This window comes from Brevibacterium sp. R8603A2, from assembly GCF_023072605.1.
GTDB classification, from domain to species: Bacteria; Actinomycetota; Actinomycetes; order Actinomycetales; family Brevibacteriaceae; genus Brevibacterium; species Brevibacterium pityocampae.
Genome location: NZ_JALLGN010000002.1, coordinates 125,062 through 148,105 on the forward strand (window position 1 = coordinate 125,062; position 23,044 = coordinate 148,105).

Annotated in this window: 24 protein-coding genes; 1 reads left to right on the top strand and 23 read right to left on the bottom strand. The window is 71.2% G+C overall.

The features are described from left to right. Window positions 1-16: 16 nt before the first annotated feature. From MTQ12_RS02895 to rpsB, 6 genes are all read right to left on the bottom strand, one after another. Complete coding sequence (locus tag MTQ12_RS02895; RefSeq protein WP_247423807.1) at window positions 17-1,402, bottom strand: FAD-linked oxidase C-terminal domain-containing protein; 1,386 nt, start codon at window positions 1,400-1,402, stop codon at window positions 17-19. A gap of 14 nt (window positions 1,403-1,416) precedes the next feature. Beyond that, window positions 1,417-2,850, bottom strand: a complete 1,434-nt coding sequence (locus MTQ12_RS02900; RefSeq protein WP_247423809.1) for a phosphatidate cytidylyltransferase — start codon at window positions 2,848-2,850, stop codon at window positions 1,417-1,419. Between the two features lie 39 nt (window positions 2,851-2,889). Next, complete coding sequence (gene frr, locus MTQ12_RS02905) at window positions 2,890-3,447, bottom strand: ribosome recycling factor (protein WP_247423811.1); 558 nt, start codon at window positions 3,445-3,447, stop codon at window positions 2,890-2,892. Between the two features lie 143 nt (window positions 3,448-3,590). Continuing rightward, a complete protein-coding gene (pyrH, locus tag MTQ12_RS02910; RefSeq protein WP_247423813.1) occupies window positions 3,591-4,349 on the bottom strand; it encodes a UMP kinase in 759 nt (252 codons plus the stop codon). 234 nt (window positions 4,350-4,583) lie between these two features. Further along, on the bottom strand, window positions 4,584-5,411 hold the full coding sequence (gene tsf, locus MTQ12_RS02915) for a translation elongation factor Ts (protein ID WP_247423815.1): 828 nt from the start codon (window positions 5,409-5,411) through the stop codon (window positions 4,584-4,586). 72 nt (window positions 5,412-5,483) lie between these two features. After that, entirely contained in the window at window positions 5,484-6,449 is a 966-nt protein-coding gene (gene rpsB / locus MTQ12_RS02920; RefSeq protein ID WP_247423817.1) for a 30S ribosomal protein S2, read from the bottom strand. Between the two features lie 449 nt (window positions 6,450-6,898). On the opposite strand from rpsB, the gene MTQ12_RS02925 reads away from it, so the two are divergent. Further along, a complete protein-coding gene (locus MTQ12_RS02925; RefSeq protein ID WP_247423818.1) occupies window positions 6,899-7,969 on the top strand; it encodes a D-alanyl-D-alanine carboxypeptidase family protein in 1,071 nt (356 codons plus the stop codon). Window positions 7,970-7,978: 9 nt separating this feature from the next. Here MTQ12_RS02925 and MTQ12_RS02930 read toward each other — a convergent pair whose 3' ends face one another. The 17 genes from MTQ12_RS02930 to ftsY all read right to left on the bottom strand — a co-directional run bounded on the left by MTQ12_RS02930 (window position 7,979) and on the right by ftsY (window position 23,044). Then, on the bottom strand, window positions 7,979-9,055 hold the full coding sequence (locus tag MTQ12_RS02930; protein WP_247423820.1) for a tyrosine recombinase XerC: 1,077 nt from the start codon (window positions 9,053-9,055) through the stop codon (window positions 7,979-7,981). A 216-nt stretch (window positions 9,056-9,271) separates the two neighbouring features. Continuing rightward, the gene (locus MTQ12_RS02935; RefSeq protein WP_247423822.1) at window positions 9,272-10,528 is read right to left on the bottom strand and encodes a DNA-processing protein DprA; all 1,257 of its coding nucleotides are present in this window, start codon (window positions 10,526-10,528) and stop codon (window positions 9,272-9,274) included. Further along, complete coding sequence (locus tag MTQ12_RS02940; RefSeq protein ID WP_247423823.1) at window positions 10,525-12,132, bottom strand: YifB family Mg chelatase-like AAA ATPase; 1,608 nt, start codon at window positions 12,130-12,132, stop codon at window positions 10,525-10,527. The genes MTQ12_RS02935 and MTQ12_RS02940 overlap by 4 nt, the downstream gene beginning before the upstream one ends. After that, complete coding sequence (locus MTQ12_RS02945) at window positions 12,129-12,479, bottom strand: YraN family protein (protein WP_137320134.1); 351 nt, start codon at window positions 12,477-12,479, stop codon at window positions 12,129-12,131. Before MTQ12_RS02945 ends, MTQ12_RS02940 begins: the two co-directional genes overlap by 4 nt. A 269-nt stretch (window positions 12,480-12,748) precedes the next feature. After that, complete coding sequence (locus tag MTQ12_RS02950) at window positions 12,749-13,066, bottom strand: DUF2469 domain-containing protein (protein WP_137320135.1); 318 nt, start codon at window positions 13,064-13,066, stop codon at window positions 12,749-12,751. A gap of 25 nt (window positions 13,067-13,091) precedes the next feature. Next, entirely contained in the window at window positions 13,092-13,814 is a 723-nt protein-coding gene (locus MTQ12_RS02955; protein WP_247423825.1) for a ribonuclease HII, read from the bottom strand. Next, window positions 13,811-14,491, bottom strand: a complete 681-nt coding sequence (gene lepB, locus MTQ12_RS02960; protein WP_247423828.1) for a signal peptidase I — start codon at window positions 14,489-14,491, stop codon at window positions 13,811-13,813. The genes MTQ12_RS02955 and lepB (MTQ12_RS02960) overlap by 4 nt, the downstream gene beginning before the upstream one ends. A gap of 100 nt (window positions 14,492-14,591) precedes the next feature. Then, window positions 14,592-15,239, bottom strand: coding sequence for a signal peptidase I (lepB, locus tag MTQ12_RS02965; RefSeq protein ID WP_247423830.1), 648 nt, complete (start codon window positions 15,237-15,239; stop codon window positions 14,592-14,594). Window positions 15,240-15,300: 61 nt separating this feature from the next. After that, entirely contained in the window at window positions 15,301-15,642 is a 342-nt protein-coding gene (rplS, locus tag MTQ12_RS02970) for a 50S ribosomal protein L19 (RefSeq protein WP_137320137.1), read from the bottom strand. Window positions 15,643-15,866: 224 nt separating this feature from the next. After that, window positions 15,867-16,688 carry a tRNA (guanosine(37)-N1)-methyltransferase TrmD gene (gene trmD, locus MTQ12_RS02975; protein WP_247423832.1) on the bottom strand — a complete coding sequence of 274 codons (822 nt, stop codon included), beginning with the start codon at window positions 16,686-16,688 and terminating at the stop codon, window positions 15,867-15,869. Next, the gene (gene rimM / locus MTQ12_RS02980) at window positions 16,688-17,182 is read right to left on the bottom strand and encodes a ribosome maturation factor RimM (protein WP_247423834.1); all 495 of its coding nucleotides are present in this window, start codon (window positions 17,180-17,182) and stop codon (window positions 16,688-16,690) included. The genes trmD and rimM overlap by 1 nt, the downstream gene beginning before the upstream one ends. Window positions 17,183-17,376: 194 nt before the next feature. Beyond that, window positions 17,377-17,607, bottom strand: coding sequence for an RNA-binding protein (locus MTQ12_RS02985; protein WP_137320140.1), 231 nt, complete (start codon window positions 17,605-17,607; stop codon window positions 17,377-17,379). A 2-nt stretch (window positions 17,608-17,609) separates the two neighbouring features. Next, entirely contained in the window at window positions 17,610-18,056 is a 447-nt protein-coding gene (gene rpsP, locus MTQ12_RS02990; RefSeq protein ID WP_137320141.1) for a 30S ribosomal protein S16, read from the bottom strand. A 153-nt stretch (window positions 18,057-18,209) separates the two neighbouring features. Beyond that, window positions 18,210-19,823, bottom strand: a complete 1,614-nt coding sequence (ffh, locus tag MTQ12_RS02995; protein WP_137320142.1) for a signal recognition particle protein — start codon at window positions 19,821-19,823, stop codon at window positions 18,210-18,212. Window positions 19,824-19,962: 139 nt separating this feature from the next. Continuing rightward, window positions 19,963-20,301, bottom strand: coding sequence for a P-II family nitrogen regulator (locus MTQ12_RS03000; protein WP_247423836.1), 339 nt, complete (start codon window positions 20,299-20,301; stop codon window positions 19,963-19,965). After that, window positions 20,298-21,608 (bottom strand): ammonium transporter, encoded by a 1,311-nt coding sequence (locus MTQ12_RS03005; RefSeq protein ID WP_137320144.1) that lies wholly within the window; start codon window positions 21,606-21,608, stop codon window positions 20,298-20,300. Before MTQ12_RS03005 ends, MTQ12_RS03000 begins: the two co-directional genes overlap by 4 nt. 236 nt (window positions 21,609-21,844) lie before the next feature. Then, window positions 21,845-23,044: a signal recognition particle-docking protein FtsY gene (gene ftsY, locus MTQ12_RS03010; protein WP_247423838.1), complete on the bottom strand. Its 1,200-nt coding sequence runs from the start codon at window positions 23,042-23,044 to the stop codon at window positions 21,845-21,847.

The window sequence follows — 23,044 nt, forward strand, 5'->3', positions numbered from 1 at the left end:
CAGTATCGCACGAGCCTCACTCCTCACCCGGGACTGCGAACACCTTCCCGGGATTCATGATGCCGTGCGGGTCGAGCGCCCGCTTGACCGCGACGTGCATGTCGATGACCTCGGCGGAGAGCTGGGAGGCGAGCCCGTCGGCCTTGAGCAGCCCGATCCCGTGCTCGCCGCTCACCGTGCCTCCGGCCTCGAGGGCGACCGCGATGATGTCCTCGAACGCCGCCTGCGCGCGCCGCTTGGCGTCCTCGTCCCCGACCGGGGTGACGAGGAGCGGGTGGAGGTTGCCGTCGCCGGCGTGGGCGATCTGCGCGAGCACGGTGTCGTGGGCCTCCCCGATCTCCTGGATCCGGCGGAGCACCTCGGGCACCTTCGAGCGGGCCACGCAGATGTCCTCGGTGAGCACCGGGCCCAGCCGTTCGAGCGCCGGGTAGGCCAGGCGGCGGGCGGCGAAGAACGCCTCGGCCTCCTCGGCGTTCTCGCTCACCGCGGCGAAGGTCGCCCCGGCGGATTCGAAGGCGGCGACGATCGCGGCGGCCTCGGCCTCCCCGGCCGCCCCCGGCACGTCGGTCGATGCGAGGAGGATGACCTCGGCCTCGGCGGACAGCCCCATGTTCTTCCAGTCGTCGACGGCCTTGAGGCAGTAGGAGTCGACGAGTTCGAGGGCCGACGGGATGACGCCGGCGGCAGTGACGTTGGCGACGCCCTGCCCGGCTTCGACGAGGCTGTCGAAGTAGCCGACGATCGCGGTGGCCGCCGGCGGCAGCGGGAGGAGCCTGACGGTGACCTCGGTGATGATGCCGAGCGTGCCCTCGGAGCCGACGACGAGCGCGCGCAGGTCGTAGCCGGCGACGTCCTTGGCGGTCCGCTTGCCCACCCGCACGATCTTCCCGGTGCCGGTGACGACCTCGAGGCTGAGCACGTACTCGCTCGTCACCCCGTACTTCACGCAGCACAGGCCGCCGGCGTTCGTCGCGACGTTGCCGCCGATCGACGACCACGGGGCCGAGGCCGGGTCCGGCGGATACCACAGGCCGTCCTCCGCGACCCGGGCGCGCAGGTCGTTGTTGATGACGCCGGGCTGCACCCGTGCGGTGCGCTCGACGGGATCGACCGCGAGCACCCGGTCCATCGCGTCGAGCGAGATCACCAGGCAGCCGGCGAGCGCATTCGCTCCCCCGGACAGACCGGTGCCCGAGCCGCGCGGCACCACGGCCACCCGGTTCTCGATGCACCAGTTCACCGCTGCGGCGACCTGTGCGGTGTCCCGCGGGCGGATCACGGCGGCCGCCTGCTCGTAGGGCGCCCATTCGGCGTCGTCGTGGAGGTACCGGTCCATGACATCGGGGTCGGTGATGATGATGTCGTCCGGGACGGCGCGGGACAGCGAATCGATGAGGGACACGAACGGTGCTCTTTTCAGGTGATGTAGCCGGGCAGGAAGCTGAACAGGATGAGCGCGATGGGCGCGGTGGGCAGGATCGAGTCGAGCCGGTCCATGACGCCGCCGTGGCCGGGCAGCAGGGTGCCCATGTCCTTGAGGTCGAGGTCGCGCTTGATCATCGACTCGGAGAAGTCGCCGAGGGTGGCGAAGGCGGGGATGACGAAGCCGAGCACCGCGCCGGTCCACAGCGGGGCATCGAACACGAACCCGGCCATGCACATGCCGACGGCCGTCGCGATGATCGCCGAGCCCGCATAGCCCTCCCACGACTTCTTGGGCGAGATCCGCGGGGCGATCGGGTGCTTGCCCCAGAGCACGCCGAAGGCATACCCCCCGACATCGGAGGCGACGACGAGGGAGAGGAAGCAGATGACGAGGAGATTGCCCTGCTCGAAGGTGAGCATGTGGACGACGAACGCCGCCATGAGCCCGACGTAGGTCAGCGCGAAGAGACTGAGACACACGTCCTTGACCGGGTTGGGGCGGCGCTCGAACAGGGTGAAGAGGAGGATCGCGCCGGCGCCCACGGTGAAGGTCACCCAGAGCGCCTCCCGGCCTCCGAGGTAGGTCGCGAGCAGCATGCAGCTGGCAGCGGTGATCGTGGGCACCCGTGCCACCACGGAGCCCGAGCGGGAGAGCGCGTTGGCGAGCTCCCACATCGCGGCGAGGATGCCGGCGAGGGCGATGATGAGGAAGGAGGGCGGGTAGAACAGCAGGGAGGCGAACACACCGCCGCCGAGCAGCACGCCGACGCCGATCGCGGCCGGCAGGTTGCGCCCGGCCCGGCCGTAGTCCTTGCCGGCCGGCGGTGCCTCGGGCGCGGCGATGGGGGTGACGAAGCCGTGCCCGTAGGCGGATTCGGGGAGGTCGGCGGCCGGTGCGCCAGGATCCGGATCGGTGGACCCGGGGCCGGTGGACGCTGCATCCGATGAATCGGCGCCGGGCGGGTGGGCCGTGGACCCGGTGCGGACGGCAGGCACCCCGGCCGCTACCGAGGCGGTCTCCCCGCGCGCGGCGACGCCTGCCCCGACCATCGCGGGGGTGACGATCGGGATCGGGCCGGACACGCGCTCGGCCTCGGCCTCCACCCGGCGGCGCTCCGCGGCCTGCCGACGCGGCGAGTCGGTGCGGGCCGAGGCTCCGGCGGCGGGTGCCTCGGGAACGGTCTGCACCCCCGGAACGGGGTGGGCGGTGCTTCCGGGCGCCTCCTCGACGGTCGGCGTGGGCCCGGTCGGTGCGGGGGGCGCCGCGCGGCCGAGGCGCAGGTCGCGGCGCCGTGGGAACGGCGCCGGGTCCGGGATCGCGGCGGGAGCGGCACCGGTGGAGGGCGCGCCGGAACCGGCAGGGGATGCCTCCCCTGCCGGTGCTCGGCCCTGCTGGCCCCCGGTGCCCTGCTGGTCCTCGGTCATGACGGGCGCTCCGCCCTGGTCGTGCGTCTCACCGGACGATCAGACCTCGAGGAGCTCGGCCTCCTTGGCGGCGAGGAGCGAGTCGATCTCCTCGACCTTCTTCTTCGTCAGGTCCTCGAGCTCGTGGATGGCGCTGCGCACCTCGTCCTCGCCCGCCTCGCCGTCCTTCTGGATCTTCTCCAGGGTCTCCTTCGCCTTGCGGCGGATGTTGCGGATGGACACCTTGCCGTCCTCCGCATCGCCCTTGACGACCTTGACGTACTCGCGCCGGCGCTCCTCGGTGAGCTCCGGGAGCACGACACGGATGATGTTGCCGTCGTTGGCCGGGTTCGCGCCGATGTCGGACTTGCGCAGCGCGGTCTCGATGTCTCCGAGCGCCCCGCGGTCGTAGGGGGTGATGAGCAGGGTGCGCGCCTCGGGCACCTGGAAGGAGGCGAGCTGCTGGAGCGGCGTCGGGGAACCGTAGTAGTCGACGAGGATGCTCGCGAACAGCGCGGGGTTCGCCCGGCCGGTGCGCACATTGCCGAAGTCGTCCTTGGTGACCTCGATGGCCTTGTCCATCTTCTGCCGGGCTTCGGTCAGGGTTTCCTTGATCACTGCGTGCCCTTTCGGTGGGTCGGGGGATGGTGCTGGTCTCGTAGTGCCATTCTAGGCGCGCCGCACGGACACGGCGCACAGCACCGGGCCCGAGGTGCGGGCCGGGTCGGGTGAGCGTGCGGGCGGCGAGGGGCCGGGGACGCTCAGTCGCCGGTGACGATCGTGCCGATCCGCTCGCCGGCGATCGCGCGGCGCAGGTTGTGGTCGCCCTCCATGCCGAACACCACCATCGGGAGCCTGTTGTCCATGCACAGGGAGAACGCGGTCGCGTCGACGACCTTGAGCCCGCGGGTGAGCGCGTCCTGGTAGGTGATGCGATCGATCTTCTCCGCCGTCGGGTCGACCTTGGGGTCGGCGGTGTAGACGCCGTCGACGCCGTTCTTGGCGATGAGCACCGCGTCGGCGCGGATCTCGAGCGCGCGCTGGGCGGCGACGGTGTCGGTGGAGAAGAACGGCAGCCCGGCACCGGCGCCGAAGATCACGACCCGCTCCTTCTCCATGTGGCGCATCGCGCGGCGCGGGATGTAGGTCTCTGCGACCTGGGTCATCGGGATCGCCGACTGCACGCGGGTGTCGACCCCGGCCTGCTCGAGGAAGTCCTGGAGCGCCAGGCAGTTCATCATGGTGCCGAGCATGCCCATGTAGTCGGCGCGGGTGCGGTCCATACCGCGCTGCGAGAGCTCCGCGCCGCGGAAGAAGTTGCCGCCGCCGACGACGATGCTCACCTCGACCTCGGGCACGGCTCCGGCGATCTCCCGCGCCACGGCCGACACCACGTCGGGGTTGACGCCCACCTCACCGCCGCCGAACACCTCGCCGGAGAGTTTGAGGAGCACCCGCCGGCGGTGGGTCCGGGTGGGGTTGTCCTGGCGGGACGAGGTGTGCACGTGGGAGTCCGACATGGCTGCCTTCCTGCTGAGCGGAACGTCTGCCGCCCGCCGGGGTGCCGGCGCGCGGGTGGGCATGGGAGCCGTGGACCAGTCTAGCGCTACCCACCGGTTCACAACGGGCGGGAACCGGGGTGCCCGCAGACGCGCGCAGGGCGGGGCACGAGGCCCCGCCCTGCGGCGGCGGATCGGCGCTCAGCGTGTGCTGCGACGGTCCGCGGTGGTGCGGTGTTTCGGTGGTGCGGTGTGTCAGCTGCCCACACGGAAGCGCAGGAAACCGGTCGCCGTGACGCCGGCCTCCTCGAGCACCGAGGCCACCGACTTCTTGGGCTCCTTGGCGAAGCCCTGGTCGAGGAGGCAGTTCTCCTTGAAGAAGCCGCCCACGCGACCCTCGACGATCTTCGGCAGCGCCTGCTCGGGCTTGCCCTCGTTCTTCGCGGTCTCGAGCGCGATCTCGCGCTCCTTCTCCACGAGCTCCGCCGGGACGTCCTCGCGGGAGAAGTACTTCGGCGACATCGCGGCGATGTGCACGGCGACGTCGTGCGCGACCTCGGCGTTGTCGCCCTCGTAGGCGAGGAGCACGCCGACCTGCGGGGGCAGGTCCTTGTTCGTGCGGTGGAGGTAGGACTCGACGTGCGCGCCGGTGATGCGGCCGACGCGGCGCAGGGCCACCTTCTCGCCGAGCGCGGCTCCGCCCTCGGTGATGAACTGCTCGACGGACTTGCCGTCGACCTCGGCGGCGAGCAGCGCCTCGGCGGACTCGGCGCCGTTCTTCACCGCGAGGTCGAGGACCTCGTCGGCGAGCTGGACGAACTTGTCGGACTTGGCGACGAAGTCGGTCTCCGAGTTGAACTCGATCATGGTGCCGACGCCGTCCTCGACGCGGGTGGCGACGAGTCCGTCGGAGGTCGAGCGGCCCTCGCGCTTGGTGGCGCCCTTGAGGCCCTTGACGCGCAGGATCTCGATGGCCTTGGCCTGGTCGCCCTGTGCCTCCTCGAGAGCCTTCTTGACGTCCATCATGCCGGCGCCGGTCTTCTCACGCAGCGCCTTGATGTCAGCAGCGGTGTAGTTTGCCATGGGATCTCCTTTACGTCACGCGACGTGTGGTGTCCCGGCCCGCACGGTGGTGCGGGCCGGGAGGGGTACGGATCAGGCCTCGGCGGTCTTCTCGGCCTCGGCGGTCTCGGTGGACTCGGCGGCAGGGGTCTCCTCGGCCGGGGTGTCCGCTGCGGGGGCCTCCTCGGCCGGCTTCTCGGCCGGGGCCTCGGTCGCTGCCTCGGCGGGGGCCTCGGTGGTCGAGGCGGCGGGTGCCTCGGCTGCGGCCTCGTCGGTGCCCTTGCCCTCGAGGAGCTCGCGCTCCCACTCCGGCATCGGCTCGACCTCGACGGCGGAGACGTTCTTCTCGCCGCCCTCGTCGCCGGACGAGTGGCGCTTAATCAGGCCCTCGGCCACGGCATCGGCGATGACGCGGGTGAGGAGTCCGACCGAGCGGATCGAGTCGTCGTTGCCCGGGATCGGGAAGTCGACCTCGTCGGGGTCGCAGTTGGTGTCGAGGATGCCGATGATCGGGATCCCGAGCTTCTTCGCCTCGTCGACGGCGAGGTGCTCCTTCTTGGTGTCGACGATCCACACGGCGGACGGGGTGCGCGACATGTCGCGGATACCGCCGAGGGTGCGCTCGAGCTTGTCCTTCTCACGACGGAGGATGAGGAGCTCCTTCTTCGTGTGGCCGGAGCCGGCGACATCGTCGAAGTCGATCTCCTCGAGCTCCTTGAGGCGACGCAGCCGCCCGGAGATCGTCTGGAAGTTCGTGAGCATGCCGCCCAGCCAGCGCTGGTTGACGAAGGGCTGTCCGACGCGCTTGGACTGCTCCTGGATGGCCTCCTGCGCCTGCTTCTTGGTGCCGACGAAGAGGATCGAGCCGCCGTGGGCCACGGTCTCCTTGACGAACTCGAAGGCCGAGTCGATGTAGCCCAGGGTCTGCTGGAGGTCGATGATGTAGATGCCGTTGCGCTCGGTGAAGATGAAGCGCTTCATCTTCGGGTTCCAACGGCGGGTCTGGTGTCCGAAGTGGACGCCGCTGTCGAGCAGCTGGCGAATGGTGACGACGGCCATGCCGACGCCCTCCTTTCATGGTGCAGGCCATCGGGCCGGCACGCTTCAGGTCGCGGTCCCCCGGCGGTGTCCGACGCTGTTCCCAGCGCGCGGCACTGCCGGCTGCGACGATTCGGTTGATTCCTGGTATCCGCGGCCGAGTGCCCACGAATCGCACGGCACCGCGCGAGCGCTTCTGCGCTGCTCGCGGCTGTGGATTCGCACCGGTGGCACTCGTCGGTTCATCGGATACGCGTAGTCGGAAGTGGTCACACTCCCGCTGGCGCCATTCTACGTCGGGCGGCGAAAGGCGCCAAACCCGCGGGTGGAGGGTCTGGGGCGGGTGCTGCGGGAAGCGGCTGTGGACGGTGCGCCATCGGTTGCGGGTGCCCGCTGGGGACGGACGCCGTCTCGTCCACAGGTGTGGCGGCGCTCTGGCGGGAGCCGCAGTGGGCGCCGAGGGTGGGGCCATGGCCGATCCGCTCGTCTCCCCTCCCCTCGACCCCGCTCGCATTCTCCGCCCGGCCGGCATCGTGCGCCCGGCCGGCATCGTGCGCCCGGCTCGCATGCTCCACCGGAACCGTGCCCTCCGCTCGCTGGGCGCGGCGCTCGTCGCGCTGCTGCTCGTCACCGCGCTCCCCCTCAACGCCCGGGCGGCGGACCGGCCTGCGGACTGGTTCACCCCGGTGCCCGGTTTCACCGTCACCCGGCCGTTCGACAAACCGGCGCAGAACTGGGAGTCCGGGCACCGCGGGATCGATGTCGGTGCGCTGCCCGGCGAGGCGATCCGAGCGCCGGATGCCGGGACCGTGCGGTTCGCCGGGACGGTCGCCGGACGGCCGGTGCTCAGCCTCGAGGTCGCGGGCTACGTCGTGTCCTTCGAGCCCGTGGCCTCGGATCTCACGGCCGGGGGTGCGGTGTTCGCCGGCCAGCCGGTGGGCACGGTGGCGGAGCCTGCGCACTGCGAGACCGGATGCGTCCACGTGGGCGTGTGGCGGGCGGATGCGGAGAAGGACTACCTCAACCCGGCGTCGTTCTTCGCCGCGGATTCGACGATCCTCCTGCCCGAGGCCGAAGCCCCCTCCGAGCTCCCCGCGGTACCGGCCGGTGACGACGGGGCGAGCGGGGCCGGCCAGTGGGGAGGTCATCAGAACGGCCGGATCCCGGCGGTCGCGATGTGTCCGCTCGCCTCCGCACCCGGTCACCGGCTGCGCTGCGATGCGGCGAAGGCCTTCGACGCGCTCGATGCGGCCTACCGTGAGGAGTTCGGTCGCGGGATCTCGGTGACGGATTCCTACCGGGATTACGAGACGCAGGTCGTCCTCAAGCGCCGCAAGGGCCGGATGGCTGCGACTCCCGGGAGGTCGAACCACGGCTGGGGGCTCGCCGTGGACCTCGGCGGCGGCATCAACTCCTTCGGCACGGTGCAGCACGAGTGGATGCGGTCGAACGGTCCCCGGTTCGGGTGGATCCACCCGGCGTGGGCCCGCGGCGGCGGCTCGCTGCCCGAGGCCTGGCACTGGGAGTTCCGGGCCGGGTGAGCGGGCGCGTCAGGCGCGGGGGTGTGCCCGGTAGTAGCTCTCGGAGAGCCGGCCGAGCGAGACGTGGGTGTAGATCTGGGTCGAGCTCAGGGTCGAATGACCGAGGTATTCCTGCACCTGGCGGAGATCGGCACCGTTCTCCACCATGTGCGTCGCGGCGGAATGGCGCAGGCCGTGCGGGGAGAGCTCGGCGACCCCGTCGACGGCGGCGGTCGCCCGGTGGACGATCTCGCGCACTTGGCGCACATTGATCCGCCCGCCACGGACCCCGAGGAACAGGGCCGGGCTGCGGCGATCAGCCGAGCCTGCGGAGTCGGAAGCGGGGGCGGGGGCAGGGGCGGAGAGTTCGGGCCGCCCGGCGGCGATCCAGGCCTCGAGAGCGCGCGCCGCCGGCAGGCCGTAGGGCACGCGGCGCTCCTTGTCCCCCTTGCCGAGCACGGTGATGAGCCGGCGCTCCGGGTCGAGGTCGGAGACGTCCATCGCGGCGAGCTCGGACACCCGCACCCCGGTGGCGTAGAGGACCTCGAGGATCGCCGCGTCGCGGAGAGCGATCGCGCGGTCCCGAGGCGAGGGTGGGGTGGTGGCGTCGGCTGGGTCGGGCTCGGTGCGGGTGGGCTCGGTACGGGTGGGATCGGTGTCGGCGCCGGCTCGGGCCGCGCGATTCATGACGGCGGCGGTCTGCGACTGCTGGAGCACGGCCGGCAGCCGGGATCCTTTGCGGGGGCTGGCCAGGCGGGCCGCCGGGTTGTGCTCCATGCGCCCGGTGCGGGTGCAGAACGCGCAGAACGAGCGGATGGCGGCGATCCGCCGGGCAATGGTCCCCGGTGCCACGCCGCGACGCGACTGGTCCATGAGCCACTGTCGCAGGTTCCCGAGCTCGATGTCGATGAGTGCGAGTGCGTGACCGTCGGCCTCGGTGAGGAAGGTCATGAGGGAGCGCACATCCGCGGAGTAGTTGCGCACCGTGTGCACGGAGGCGTTGCGCTGGATGCGGAGGTCCTCGACGAACGCCTCGAGCGCATCCGCGTACTCCGGCGACAGCTGGTCCGCTGTCAACGGAGGGGCGTGCGGGTGGGAAGCCGACATGCTTTCACTGTAGAGCACCACGAGCACAGCTCCCGGGAGCCGAGCACCCGACTCCGGAGCGCCGTGTGACTCCGAAGCTTCGTGTCACTCCGGAGCGGTGTGCGTCTCCCCGGGGTCGCCGTACGACTCCCCGGGGTCCGGTTCGTTGCACTGATGTCCGGGTGAGCGCCCGGGGTCTGCGAGCTGAAGTCCGGGTCCCAGGTATGGCGGGGCGGTTCACGGGTGCCGCAGCTTCACCCACCCGTGATCGCGACGCTCGGCGAGGCCGGTGAGCTCGAGCGCGGCGAGCGCGGCCATCGCCGTTGCCGTGTCGAGGCCGGTGCGGGCGGCGAGCGCCGCGGCCTCCGCGCCCCTGCGCTGGGGCAGCGCGCTGTACACCCGGGCCTGCTCCTCGCTGAGCGCATCGGTGATCTGCAGCCGCCCCTGCTCCGGGGAGGCCGCGCCTCGCCCGCCCGGATCGTCCGCTGCCGCAGCAACGGCAGGATTCGCAGCGCTGCTCAACGGCTCGACGAGTTCGCGTACCTCCTCCGACGAGGTGACGAGCACCGCGGCTCCCTCTCGGATCAATCGGTGGCAGCCGGCGGAATCGTGCGCGGTGACCGGACCCGGCACCGCACCGACCGGCCGGAGGAGTTCGGCGGCCCGATTCGCGGTGTTGAGCGCACCGGAGCGCCAGCCCGCCTGCACGACGACGGTGGCGGCCGCGGTCGCGGCGATGAGGCGATTGCGCATGAGGAAGCGGTGGCGCATCGCGGTGCTGCCGGGCGCGGCCTCGGAGACCACAGCGCCCGCCCGTGCGACCGCGCCCAGGAGTTCGGCGTTGCCGCGGGGATAGTAGCGATCCACTCCCCCAGCCATGAACGCGACGGTGGCGGCACCGGGGCCGTCGATCGCGCGGAGTGCGCCGTCGTGCGCGGCGGCGTCGATGCCGTAGGCGCCGCCGGAGATCACGCTGTGTCCGGCCCCGACGAGGTCGTAGCCGATGGACCGGGCGAGGTGGAGGCCGTAGGAATCCGCGGCGCGCGATCCGACGAGTGCGATCGATCCGGCGCACAGTGCGGCCAGGTCACCGCTCCCGCGTACCCACAGGCCCACCGGCTCGTCGAGCCCGAGCTCCCGGAGCCCGGCCGGCCACTCGGGGTCGCCGGCCTGGACGAGGCGGGCGTCGAGCCTGCGCATGATCCGCAGATCGCGAGCGCCGTCGAGGTCGGGCACCCGGAGCATCCACCGGTCGATGGCTTTGCCCACGTCGTCGTCCCGTGCCGTGAGCCCAGCTTTGACCGCGGCCTCGCGCAGTGTGCGGTGGAGCTCCGTCCGAGGGCCGTCGAGGAGGCCGCGCAGCGCTTCCGCCCCGGTATGGAGCACGGCCGCACGGAGCAGCCGGTCCCCCGGTTCGGAGATCCGCAGGATGTCGGCCACTGCGACGGGATCCGCGGTGTCCGTGTGCTCGACGGGGGCCGGCTCGATGCTCACGATGTCTCCCGGATGCGCAGGACGAGAGCGGAGAGCAGGTCGTCGCCCTGCGGACGGGTGCGCCCGGCGAGGTCGGCCAGTGTCGTCGCGATGCGCACCACCCGGTCGTAGCCGCGCATGGTGATCCCGCCGCGTTCGAGCGCGGTGTCGAGCGGCGCGGTCTCCGTGCGCCGGAAGTCGAAAGTCTCCCGCAGCCACGCGCCCGGTGCCTGGGCGTTGAGCGACCACGGCAGTCCGGCGTAGCGGTGCGCCTGGATCTCACGGGCGCGGGCCACCCGTGCGGCGACTGTCGCGGTGTCCTCGCGCGGGGACGTGGCGTGGAGGTCGGCGGCGACGAGCGGGAGCATCTCGAGCTGGATGTCGATCCGGTCGAGCAGCGGTCCGGACAGCCGGCCCCGGTAGCGGCGCCGGTCGAGCGGGGTGCACCGGCAGCGGGTGGAGCCGCCGACCCCGGCCCCGCACGGGCAGGGGTTCGAGGCCAGCACGAGCTGGAACCGCGAGGGCAGCACCACCGAGCCCCAGGCGCGGTGGATGTCGCAGCGCCCGTTCTCGAGCGGCTGCCGCAGCGCTTCGAGCACGTCGCGGCGGAACTCCGGCGCCTCGTCCATGAAGAGGACTCCCCGGTGGGCGCGGGAGAACACACCGATGCTGCCCGGCCGGGAACCGCCCACCATGGCCGAGGCGCTAGTCCGGTGGTGGGGTGCTTCGAAGGGCGGGGTCCGGTCGAGGCCCGCGGCCGGGTCGAGAGTGCCGTCGAGCGAGCGCAGCGCCACGACCTCGCACGCCTCGTCGACGTCGAGCGGCGGCAGGAGACCCGGCAGGCAACCGGCGAGGAGAGTCTTGCCGGCACCGGGAGTCCCGGTCATGAGCAGATGGTGTCCGCCGGCGGCGGCGACCTCGAGCGCGAAGCGGGCATCGTCCTGGCCCTGCACCTCTGCGAGATCGTGGACGTCCGGCGGCGGCAGCGCGGCGGCCTCCGGCAGTTCGATCGCCGGGAGCCCGGGGTCGTCGATCTCCCCGCCGAGCATGGTCACCACGTCGGCGAGGTTCGCCGCACCCCGCACCTCGGCGCCGTCGACGAGACCGGCCTCCTCCGCGTTCGCCGCCGGGACGACGAACCGGGTGGCCCCGGCGCGCAGTCCGGCGAGCACACTCGGGAGCACCCCGCGCACGGGGTGGATCCGGCCGTCGAGGCCGAGCTCGCCGATGTGGACGATGCCGCGGGCGCGGTCGGCGGGGATCTTGCCCTCCGCCTCGAGGATCGCCACGGCGATGCCGAGGTCGAATGCGGTGCCGACCTTCTTCACCCCGCCGGGCGAGAGGTTGACCGTGACCCGGCGGGAGGTCAGGGTGATGCCGAGGTTGGAGATCGCGGCGCGGATCCGCTTGCGCGATTCCGTCACCGAGGCGTCGGGCAGTCCGACAATGTCGATCCCCGGCAGGCCGTCGTTGACGCTCGCCTCGATCGACACCGGGGTCCCGGAGATGCCGTGGAGCGCGACGGCCGTGGTGCGCCCGAAGCTCCGCGACGCGGATGCGGTACTGCGGCCGCGCTTCCGGGATCGTGCGGTGTCGAGATCGACGGGCGGGGGCGGGGCGCTCATTGTGCGGCCCTGACGTGGGTGATGTCCGGCAGCCCGTTGTTCCACAGGATGCCGATGACGTCGAGGCGGAACGCGGGGATCCACTCCTCCTGCGCCGCGAGCCAGCGCAGGGCGAGCCCGCGCAGCGTGGAGAGCTTGCGATAGGTGATCGCCTCGAGCGGGTGCCCGGCGCGGGCGTTCGCGCGGGTCTTGACCTCGACGAAGACGACGGTGTCCGCCTCCCGGGCGACGATGTCGATCTCCCCGTGCCGGCAGCGCCAGTTGAGCGCGAGGATCTCCCAGCCGTGCTCGATGAGGTATTCCTTCGCGCACGCTTCGCCGCGGCGGCCCAATGTCATCGTGTCCATGCGCCCACCGAACCAGGCTGGGGCGGCGGGGTCAGCGGCTCGGTTCCCCCTGTGGACGGCGGCGCACGTCTCCACAGCCGGCGACCGCATGCGTGGGCGTCCGCGGATGCATCTGTGGACCAGAGGTGGGGTGGGCCTGTGACCCGAAGTGCGCGCCCCCGCGATCTGGGGCTTGCACTCAGGGGCGCGCGATCATCGTCCGGCGGTCACGGGCCTCCGGCCAGTGGTCACGAGCAGGCGATCACGGGTCAGCGGTCACACGTCTCCGCTCAGCGCGGCAGGGAGGACGGCGGTTCGAGATCGGACTTGGCGATCTCCTCGATGTTGACGTCCTTGAAGGACAGCACGTGCACCTGCTTGACGAAGCGGGCGGTGCGGTAGGTGTCCCACACCCAGGCGTCGCGGAGGGTGAGCTCGAAGTACACATCCCCGGAATCGTGGTGCGCCTTGAGATCGACGGAGTTCGCCAGATAGAAGCGCCGCTCGGTCTCCACCACGTAGGTGAACAGTCCCACCACGTCCCGGTACTCCCGGTAGAGCTGGAGTTCCAGTTCGGCTTCGTAGTCTTCCAGGTCCTCGGCACTCATGCGCCCATCCTAGAACAGACCGCCCTCACCCCAGGCGGAAGGACCGGCGGTGGTGCACCGTCGCTCCGTGCTCGGCGATCGCGGCCCTGTGCACCGGAGCGGGGTAGCCGGCGTTGCGCTCCCAGCCGTAGGCGGGGAACTGTTCGGCGAGCTCGGCCATGAGCCCGTCGCGGCCGACCTTCGCGAGCACGCTCGCCGCCGCGATCGTCACGTGCGTCCCGTCCCCCTTGACCACCGTGCGCACCGGCGGCACGACGACCTCGGCCGCATCCCCGTAGTGCTCGAGCGCGTCGAAGGTCAGCGGCAGGGAGAGCCAGTCGAAGGACCCGTCGAGGAGCACGAGGTCGGCACCCGGCAGCCCGGCGAGCGCCCGCCGGCCGGCAAGGCACAGCGCCGAGCTCAGACCCAGCGCGTCGATCTCCGCCGGGCTCGCATAGGCCACGGCGCGGTGCGGCTGCCAGGCGGCGACCACCTCGGCGATCCGAGCACGGGCCGGGATGGAGAGCTGCTTGGAGTCGTGGATGCCGGCGGGCACCTCGGCAGCGGTGAGGGCGGCGAGGTCGAAGTGCACGGCGCCCACTCCGACCGGACCGGCGAGGCAGCCGCGCCCCACCTCGTCCATCCCGATGAGCGTGCGCATCCCGGAAGCGAGCAGCTCGCGCTCGAGGCTGAGGTCGGTGAGCCCGGCGAACGGCTTCCGCGCCGCCCGGCGGGCCGGTGCCGTGGCGCGCCCGGTGCCGGCGGTCACGGGGCGGGGACCCCGGCGAACACCTCGTCCGGGGTGCCCATCGGGCGGATCCGGTCGAGCGGCCAGTTGATGAAGAACACCGTGCCGACCACGGCGTCCTCGGGCACGAACGGTCCACCGGCGGAATCGGTGTTGAAACGGGAATCGAGCGAGTTCGAGCGGTTGTCGCCCATCACCCAGTAGTGGCCGTCCGGCACGGTGACCTCGAACGGGATGTCGGAGGGTGTGGCGCCCTCGGCGAGGTACGGTTCGTCGATCGGTTCGCCGTTGACCATGAGCCGGCCCTGGTCGTCGCAGCACTCCACGGTGTCGCCGCCGACCCCGATGACCCGCTTGATGAGCTGGGTGCCGGCGTCGGCCGGTACGAGACCGAGGAACTCGAGGACGGGGTTGGGCGTGTACTGCTGGGTCACCGAGGTGTCGAGCCAGCCGCCGGGATCGTCGAAGACGATGATCGTGCCGCGGTCGGCGCCGGGCCAGGGCAGCTGGTTGACGAGGATCCGGTCGTCGACCTGGAGGGTGTCCTCCATCGAGGCCGAGGGAATGTAGAAGGAGCGCATGACCCAGGTGCGCACGACGGTGGAGATGACGAGCGCCACGATGATGATGATCGCGGCCTCCTTGAGGAGGGCCGGGATCCGACTCGGTCGGCGGGGCGGTGCACTGTCCTGGGTCACGCCTGGCAGTCTATCCCCCGGCCCCGGCCGTGATTCCCAGCCGCCCACTGAACCCGTTCGGGGCTCCGGGCCGACAGCAGGACCGGGCCGGACACGATCCTCAGCCGATCACGGAATCGACCGCGGAACCGTGGCCGATCACCGTGCCGAGGATCCGGTCGACGGGGATCATCCCGCCGCCGGGGCCGCCGAGCAGCGCGCGGGAGTCGGTCGAGTCCGCGCGGTTGTCCCCCATCATCCACACCCGCCCGGCCGGCACCTCGATGGCGAAGTCGGTGTCCGAGGCGCGCATCCCGTGAGGCACGTACGGCTCCTCGAGCGGCTCCCCGTTGAGGAGCAGGCGGCCTTCGGCGTCGCAGCACTCGAGGGTGTCGCCGCCGACGGCGAGGATCCGCTTGACGTAGTAGACGTCCCGCGGGCCGACCCCGAACCAGGAGCCGAGCTGCTCGGCGCCGCTCGGCGGGGCGCTCGCGATGAAGGACCCGCGACCGTCGAACACGACGACGTCGCCGCGGTCGACGGAGTCGGCCAGCGCGTCCGGGCGCCACACGGTCACGGTCCCGCCGACGGGCAGGGTGGGCTCCATCGACGCCGAGGGGATGCCGAAGCTCTGGACGCCGACGGCGCGGATGAGTCCGGCGGCGAGCAGCGCGCACACGAGGACGATGCCGAGGGCGCGCAGCGCCCTGCGGGCACGAAGAAGGCGCGGCCCTCGCGGGGCCGCGCCTGTCCTCGACTGTTCGGTCATTGCCGCACGCCGATCACCTCGGCGGCCCGGTGCCCTGCGGGCGTCCGGAACGTGGCTGCGCTCAGCGCTTCTCGCGGATGCGAGCGGCCTTGCCGCGCAGCTTGCGGAGGTAGTAGAGCTTCGCCCGGCGGACATCGCCGCGGGTGAGGACCTCGATCTTCTCGATGATCGGGGAGTGCACCGGGAAGGTGCGCTCCACGCCGACGCCGAAGCTGATCTTGCGGACGGTGAAGGTCTCGCCGATGCCGCCGCCGTGGCGACGGATGACGATGCCCTTGAAGACCTGGGTACGGGTGCGGTTGCCCTCGACCACGCGGACGTGGACGTTGAGGGTGTCGCCGGCGCGGAACTCCGGGACGTCGGGCTTCAACGACTGGGCGTTGAGTGCATCAAGCTTCTGCATGATTCGTCATTCTCCTGTGTGCGCGCCCCGGGTCGGCACGACATTGCTCGGACCGGCCGGTGGCCGGATGAGATGAGGTCGTCTGCCGGAGCGCGGCTGCCGTGTCACGGCGGCGCGGACGCTCCTGGCGGCATCGCTCCCCCCGAGGCAGGACGGTGCCAGCAAACGCAAGAACCCAGTCTAGTCGGACCGGGGCCGAGGCGCCAATCCGGAGATCGAGGCGGTCACCCGGGGTCGTGCGCGGGTGCCGCGGGATCGGCGGCGGCCTCGGCGAGCACCGCCCAGTCGCGGGCGTCGAGGGTGTGCGGGTCGAGCCCGGCGAGGAGGTCGGGGCGGACGGCGGCGGTGCGGCGCAGGCGCTCGTCCCGCCGCCAGCGTGCGATCGCGGCGTGGTTGCCGCTGAGCAGGATCTCCGGCACCGGGTGTCCGCGCCAGTCGGCGGGCTTCGTGTAGACGGGGTACTCGAGGAGGCCGTCCTCGTGGGACTCCTCCGTGAGCGACTCCGGGTTCCCGATGATGCCGGGGATGAGGCGGGCGATCGCCTCGGTCATGACGAGAGCTGCGACCTCGCCGCCGTTGAGCACGTAATCGCCGATCGAGTACAGGCGGACCTCGGCGCGGTCACGGGCCCAGTCGACGACGCGCTGGTCGATGCCCTCATAGCGGCCGCACGCGAACACGAGGTGCTCCCGGCCGGCGAGCTCGGCGGCCGCGGCCTGGGTGAAGGGGGTGCCGGCGGGACTCGGGACGATGAGCACCGAGCGCTCTGCAGGTGCGGCCGGTTCGGCACCGGTCGCATCGGTACCGGCTGCGGCCGGTTCGGCGAGGAGCGCGGTGAGCGCCTCGGCCCAGGGCTCGGGCTTCATCACCATGCCCGCTCCCCCGCCGTACGGGGTGTCGTCGACGGTGCGGTGCCGATCGTGGGTCCAGTCGCGCAGGTCGTGGACACCGAGGTCGATGAGCCCCTTCTCCACCGCCCGGCCGATGAGCGAGAGCCGCAGCGGCGCGAGATACTCGGGGAAGATCGAGACGACGTCGAGGCGCATCAGGCGTCCTCGATGAGTCCGGGCGGCGGGTCGAGGACGATGCGACCGGCCTTGAGGTCGACCTCGGGCACGATCTGTTCGACGAAGGGGACGAGCACCTCGGCGCCGGAGGCCAGCGTGATGTGGAGGAGGTCCTGGGCCGCGCCCGGGGTGACTGCGGAGACGGTGCCGATCCGGACGTCCCCGACGAACGCCTGAGCGCCCACGAGGTCGTCGATGTACCAGGCGTCGTCGTCCTCGAGGGTCTCCGCGACGGAGATCAGGGTGTTGCGGACCTCTTCGGCGCGGGTGCGGTCGGCAATCTCCTCGAAGGTCAGCAGGAGCCGGTCGCGGTGCCAGCGCGCGCGGGACAGCGTGAGCGCGCCGATATCGGGCTCGGTGGAGAACACTGCACCGGGGACGAAGCGCTCCTCGGGGGCGTCGGTGCGGACCTCCACGGTGCACTCTCCGCGGATGCCGTGCGGCTTGCCCAGACGGGCGACGACTGTGCTCACGCTTCACTCCTGGTTCGAGGGGCTGTTCGAGGGACTGCTCGCAGGTCCGCGCGGCGGTGCGCGGGTACCGGATCCCGCCGGGGCGGGCGCGCGGGATCCGGCGGAACTGTGCCGAGAATGCGAAATCCCAAGGTTCTGTTCACAGAAACCTTGGGAAATCGCATTGTCGCGGGGGGCCGGGTGCGCGGCGGGCGTCAGGCCTCGACGAGGTCGACGCGGACGCTCTCGCGCCCGGCGAGTGCTCCGATCACGGTCCGCAGCGCCTTCGCGGTGCGACCGGACCGGCCGATCACCCGACCGAGGTCGTCGGGGTGCACGCGCACCTCGAGCGAGGTGCCGCGGTGTCCGCTGCGACTGCGCACCGAGACGTCCTCGGGGTTGTCGACGATGCCGCGGACCAGGTGTTCGAGAGCGTTGGCGAGCATGATCAGGCTTCCGCCTTCTCCTCGTCGGTCGACTCAGCGGCCGCGGGCTCCTCGGCGGGGGCCTCGGCTGCGGGCTCCTCGGCCTTGTCGCCGCCCTTGGGCGTCGTCGCCTCCTTGATGACCGAGCCGGTGGCCGGGGCCTCGAAGGCCGCCTTCTCCTGCTGCGGCTTCACGGTGCTGACGGCCTCGCCCTCACCGGTGAACTTCTGCCAGTCGCCGGTGAGCTTGAGCAGGGCGCGGACCTGGTCGGTCGGCTGGGCGCCGACGGACAGCCAGTAGAGCGCGCGCTCGGAGTCGATCTCGACGAGCGAGGGCTCCTCGAGCGGGTGATACTTGCCGATGTCCTCGATGGTCTTGCCATCGCGGCGGGTCCGCGAGTCGGCGACGACGACGCGGTAGAAGGGTGCATGGACCTTGCCCAGGCGGGTGAGGCGAATCTTGACTGCCACTGTAGTGGTGTCTCCTTTGGAAGATAGGTGTCGCGATCCGCTCGCGGGTCCGTGGGGCAGGACGGTGCGGGCATGATCGCGTGGACTGAACCGGCCCGAGGTTGAGAGGGTCCCCGGCCGGTCGAGTACAAGGGACCATTGTGCCAGAAAGTGCTACTTGCTGCCACCTGAGCCGAACATACCGCCGAAGCCCTTGGGCAGCTTGCTGAGGTCGAGCTCCTCGTCGCCGCCGAGGTCGATGCCGCCGAACGCGGAGCCCGCGGGATCGGGCGCCTGACCCTGCTTCCGCTGCTCGGCGAGACGCGCCTGCTCGGCGCGCTTGGCCGGGTTGCCCGACTTGCCGGCGGGCTTCTTCTTGCCCTTCTTCTTGTTCCGCGAGCCGCCGCCGGGTCCACCACCGCCGGGCATCTGCGGCATCCCCGGCATCTGGGGCATGCCCGGCATCTGGCCGCCGCGGCCGCCGCCGCCCTTGCGCATCTGGCGCATCATCTTCTGCGCCTGCACGAACCGCTCCATGAGCTGATTGACCTGGGTCACGGTGGTGCCGGAGCCCTTGGCGATGCGCTGGCGGCGCGAGCCGTTGAGGATCCGCGGGTTCGCCCGCTCGTACGGGGTCATCGAGCGCACGATCGCCTCGACGCGGTCGATCTCGCGCTCGTCGAACGCCTCGAGCTGCTCCTTGTACTGGGACATGCCCGGCATCATGCCGAGCATCTTCTTCAGCGACCCCATCTTCTTGATGGCGGCCATCTGGGTGAGGAAGTCGTCGAGGTCGAAGTCCTCGCCGGACTCGACCTTCTTGGCGAGCTTCTCCGTCTCCTTCTGGTCGAAGGTCTTCTCCGCCTGCTCGATGAGCGTGAGGATGTCGCCCATGTCGAGGATGCGGTCGGCCATCCGGTCCGGGTGGAACTGCTCGAAGTCCCGCAGCCCTTCACCGGTGGAGGCGAACATGATCGGCCGGCCGGTGACCTGGGCGACGGACAGCGCGGCGCCGCCGCGGGAGTCGCCGTCGAGCTTGGAGAGCACGACGCCGGTGAAGTCGACGCCGGCGAGGAAGGCCTCGGCGGTGGTGACCGCGTCCTGGCCGATCATCGCGTCGATGACGAAGAGCACCTCGTCGGGGTTCACGGCGGCGCGGATGTCCGCGGCCTGCTGCATGAGCACCTCGTCGATGCCGAGGCGGCCGGCGGTGTCGACGATGACGACGTCGTAGAGCTTCGAGCGGGCGACGTCCATCGCGTCCGTCGCGACCTTGACCGGATCGCCGACGCCGTTGCCGGGCTCGGGTGCGTAGGTGAAGGCGCCGGCGCGCTCGCCGACGACCTGGAGCTGGTTGACGGCATTGGGCCGCTGGAGGTCGGCGGCGACGAGCATCGGCCGGTGGCCCTCGGACTTGAGCCAATGGGCGAGCTTGCCGGCGAGCGTCGTCTTGCCCGCGCCCTGGAGTCCGGCGAGCATGATCACGGTCGGCGGGCGCTTGGCGAACTGCAGGCGACGGGTCTGCCCGCCGAGGATCCCGACGAGCTCGTCGTTGACGATCTTGACGACCTGCTGGCCGGGGTTGAGCGCCTGCGACACCTCCGAGGACAGCGCCCGCTCGCGGACCTTCCCGGTGAACGTGCGCACCACCGGCAGCGCGACGTCGGCGTCGAGCAGCGCACGCCGGATTTCCCGGATCGTGGCGTCGACGTCGGCTTCGGAGAGCCTGCCCTTGCCGCGCAGGTTCTTGAAGGTCGTCGTCAGCCGATCGGAGAGGGAGTTGAACACGAGGTTTCGCAGCTTTCGTCGAGGGAGGCCGAGCAGTTCGACCTCCCAGGGTACCAAGTCCCGGTGCATGAATGATCCCGGGGCGGGAGCCGTGATCGGCACCCGCCCCGGGACTTCTCTGCCATGCAGCCGGCTGGGACTACAGGGCAGCCTCTCCCTCGCTCCGGTCGGAGACCCGGATGATCTGGTCGACCGCGGTGATCCAGATCTTGCCGTCGCCGGGCTGTCCGGTCGTGGCCCGGGCGAGGAGCACATCGCAGATCCGCGGCGCGTCCTCCGCCGAGGCGAGCACCTCGATCCGCAGCTTGGGGACGAGGTCCTGCGTGTACGCGGCACCTCGGTAGAACTGCTTGTGGCCCTTCTGCCGTCCGTAGCCGCTGGCCTCGGAGACGGTCAGACCCTGGACTCCGAACTCCTCCAGGCCGTCGCGGATGTCCGCGAGCTTGTCGGGTCGGACGATGGCGGTGATGAGCTTCATGCGTTCACACTTTCGTCGAGGGTGGTCGTCCTGCGGTGCGCGGCCGGCGACGAGGGGTGCGGTCGGAAGGCGCCGCCGGTGCCCAGACCGCCGTACTCGTAGGCCGTCTCCGCGTGCTCGGTGAGGTCGATGCCGGTGACCTCGTCCTCCTCGGCGGCCCGCATGCCGATGGTCTTGTGGATCACCATACCGATGATGAAGGTGACGATCGCGGTGAAGAGGATCGCGAAGACCGCCGCCACCGTCTGCGCGACGAGCTGACCGAGGCCGCCGCCGTAGAACAGGCCGCCGCCCTCGCCCTCGACCGGCAGCGCGAAGAGGCCCAGGGCCAGGGTGCCGACGAGACCGGACACGAGGTGGACGCCGACGACGTCGAGCGAGTCGTCGTAGCCGAGGCGGTACTTGAGTCCGACGGCCAGCGCGGAGCAGATGCCGGCGATGATGCCGATCGCGATCGCGCCGAGCGGGGACACGTTCGCACAGGCCGGGGTGATCGCCACGAGGCCGGCGACGATGCCCGAGGCGCCGCCGAGGCTGGTGGGCTTGCCGTCGCGCATCCACTCGACGAGGATCCAGGCGATGAACGCCGCGGCCGGGGCGGCCATGGTGTTGACCCAGATCAGGCCGGCCTCGGCGGGATCGGTCGCCGCGCCGCCGTTGAAGCCGAACCAGCCGAACCACAGGAGGGTGGCGCCGAGCATGACGAACGGGATGTTGTGCGGGCGATGGGAGGGATCGGTGCCGAAGCCCTTGCGCTTGCCGATGATGAGGGCGAGGACGAGGGCGGCGATGCCGGCGTTGATGTGGACGACGGTGCCGCCGGCGTAGTCGATCGCCTCTCCGAAGGTGCTGCCGATGAGGCCGTCGGCGGACAGCAGGCCGCCGCCCCACACCATGAAGGCCATCGGGCAGTAGACGAGCGTGACCCAGACGGGCACGAAGACCATCCAGGCGGAGAATTTCGTCCGGTCGGCGATGCCGCCGGAGATCAGGGCGACGGTGATGATCGCGAAGGTCGCGCCGAAGCCGGCGCCGATGAGGTCGGTGGTGCCGACGAGACCGCTGAGGCCGAAGGCCTCGAACGGGTTGCCGAACAGCTGCGCGACTCCGGTCGATCCGCTCATCGAGAAGCCCCAGAGGACCCACACCACGCCGACGACGGCCATCGATGCGAAGCTCATCATGAGCATGTTGAGGACGGACTTGGCGCGGGTCATGCCGCCGTACAGGAAGGCGACGCCGGGCGTCATGAGCAGCACGAGTGCGGCGCTCACCATCACCCATACGTCCACTGCAGTGATTTCCATGGTTTCGTTCCAGCCGTGAGATGTTCAGGACGGGTGGCCGACCTCGAGGTCGGGCTGCCCGTTCCGCGGAGATCTGTGGCTCCGCTGGTGAACATTCTCGAATCCCGGTGTTTCGAGACGGAACGTCCCAGGTTTCGGCTGCGTTACGGGTGCGGCGGCGGCGTTACGACCGTGTTTCGGGTCACATCCACGACCCGGCGGCAGGGGCCGGCCGCCTGATCGCGACCGGTTTCAGGTCACTGCTCGGCGAGCAGGGCGTCGACGAAGCCGGCGGCGTCGAAGGGCGCGAGGTCGTCGGCACCCTCGCCGAGCCCGATGAGCTTGACCGGCACGCCGAGCGCACGCTGCACGGCGACGACGATGCCGCCCTTCGCGGTGCCGTCGAGCTTGGTGAGCACGATGCCGGTGATGTTCACGGCCTCGGAGAACACCTTCGCCTGCTGCATGCCGTTCTGCCCGGTGGTCGCGTCGAGGACGAGGAGCACCTCGTCGAGGGAATCGTGCTCCGGCGACAGGGGACGGGCGGCGACGCGCTTGACCTTGCCGAGCTCGTCCATGAGCCCCTTCTTGTTCTGCAGGCGCCCGGCGGTGTCGATGAGGACGACGTCGGTGCCCTCCTGCATCCCGCGCTCGACCGCGGTGTAGGCCACGGAGGCCGGGTCGGCGCCCTCGAGACCGCGCACGGTCTCGACGCCCACGCGCTCACCCCAGGTGGTGAGCTGTTCGGCGGCGGCGGCGCGGAAGGTGTCGGCGGCACCGAGCAGCACCGAGCGGTCCTCGGCGACGAGCACGCGGGCGATCTTGCCGACGGTCGTCGTCTTGCCGGCGCCGTTGACGCCGACGACGAGGACGACGGCGGGGTCGCTGTCGGCGCGCTCGACCTGCAGGCTGCGGTCCATCGTCGGGTCGACGACGGCGATGAGCTCCTCGCGCAGGAGGTCGCGGACGGTCTGCGGGTCGCGCGTGCCGAGCACGCGCACCCGCTCGCGCAGCCGGTCGACGAGCTCGGTGGCCGGGTCGACGCCGAGGTCGGCCATGATCAGCGTGTCCTCGATCTCCTCCCAGGTCGACTCGTCGAGGGTGTCGCGGGAGAGCAGGGAGAGCAGGCCGCGGCCGAGGGAGGAGTTCGACTTCGCCAGCCGCGCGCGGAGCTTCGCCAGCCGGGTGCGCGGCTCGGTGGGGGTCTCGAGCTCCCGGGCGGGGACCTCGGGCACGGTCTCGACGACGACCTCGCCCTCGACCTCGGGGGCGGTGACCGGCGGCGCCTCGAGCGTGTCGGTGCCTACACCGCGGTCCGGCGCGGTGGTGAGATCCGGGGTGGTCGGCGGCAGGTGGCGCCGGCGGCGGGTCTTCGGCGGCCCGTAGAGGGCGATGCCGGAGACGACGAACACGAGGACGAGGGCGCCGAGGAGAGCGATGAGACTGATGGGATCCAC